Here is a 1,611-nt window from a genome sequence, read left to right on the forward strand (position 1 = left end):
CGTCGACGCCGCGGAGGCCGGGACGGCGTGCAGCGCGACGACGGCGCAGATGACCAGCAGCGGCCCGAGCAGCTTCTTCATGTCTCCCCCTGTGGTGCGGGCCGGGTGGCCCTCACCGGGACAGACGCGGGCGAGCCGCTCCCCGGTTGCCTCGTCAGTACGCCTGGAGCTCGATCTCCAGGTCGATCGTCCCGGTCGCGGTCGGCCCGGCGTACACGAACAGCAGCTGCGGCCCCCGGACCTGGCCGTAGCTGAGGGGGAAGGGGTCCCCCGGCGGCCCGAAGGCCCGGAAGAGCGACGCGTCGGGCGCCCCGTGGGCCAGCGCGAGGCCCGTACCGGTCGGGAAGGTCGAGCCGGTGGTCCTCAGCGTCACCCGGTCCGAGAAGCTCCGGCCCGCGTCGTGGGCCACGACCATCAACCGGCCTGGCGCGGGCGCGGTCAGCGTGGCACGCGTGGTGGTCGTCGTGACGCCGTTCGTCGTCGTCGAGGACACGGGCTCGTCGTCCACGACCGCCACGTCCTGGATGCGTACGACGCCCTGCCGGGCGCACGGCGACAGGGCGAGCACCAGCTCCCCGGGGGCCGCGGCCCGCAGGACGCTCGGCTGGTCCTCGACGTCGGCCATCCACTCGACGAGGTCGGCACCGGAGGCGAGGTCGGCTCCGCGGGCGCAGAGACCGAGGTCGTCGAGCACCTCGACGGCGAGCGTGCGCCCCGACGTGACCTCGAGACGTGCTCGGAGCAGCCGCGACGGAGCCGCCCCCAGGTCGTAGTCCGTGGCGCCCTCGGCCTGCAGGTCGATCTCGAGCGGCGTCGAGGCGTGCACCTGCACGTCGGCCGACCCGTCGTAGGACACCAGCTCGGTGTAGGTCCCGGCCTGCGTGGGACCGAGGTCGGGGGTGGTGCTGTAGACCGCGAGCGGACGACCGTCGGGGTCGAACACCTCGCGGTCGAGGTGGTCCGGGCCGGTGTCCGAGAGTCGGACCTCGAGACCGGCCGGCACGGTGGTGCGCACGAGGGCGACCTCACCGGGGCGGTCGAGGGAGACGTGCCCGGGCTCGCCGTCAAGGGTCGCTGGGACCTGCGCACCGGTCAGGACGGTCTGCCCGCGCCGGTCGACGAAGCCTCCCGACCCGGCCTCGACGCGCAGCACGTAGGTGCCGTCGAGGTTGGGGAGCAGCCAGGCGCCGCCCTGCCGGACGAGCCTGCCGAGACGGGGCACCGGTGCGCCCGTGGGGTCGAGCATGGTGAGCACTCCCGCCGGCGGCTGACAGCACGACTCCTGCATCGCGTGCTCCGACACCAGCGTCCCGCCCGCCGCCTCGAAGGACAGCTCCGCCCGCTGGCCGGGCAGGGTCGTGACCAGGTCGACGCCTGCGCCGTCGAGGTCGCCGTACGCCCGGACCGGCTCGGAGACGGTGACGTCGGACCTCGTGTCGCCGACCGCGTCCGGCCGGGTGAGGCGCAGCACGTGGTCCCCGCCCTCGGTCGCGGTCACGGTGGTGGGCTCGGCGTCCTCGGCCCCCGGCACCGGGGCGCCCGAGGGAGCCGTGAGCGCGAGGGACACTCCCCCGGTCGCGAGCAGGGTGACCGTCTGCCCCGCGTCGAGGT

1 protein-coding gene is annotated in these 1,611 nt (G+C 74.9%); it reads right to left on the bottom strand.

All coding sequences use genetic code 11. From position 1 onward, the window contains the following. Positions 1-154 precede the first annotated feature (154 nt). Positions 155-1,611, bottom strand: a 1,457-nt coding sequence (locus ACXJKL_RS20770; protein ID WP_457208890.1) for a hypothetical protein, incomplete at its 5' end; no start/stop codon positions are given.

The organism is Nocardioides sp. P5_C9_2 (genome assembly GCF_054049555.1).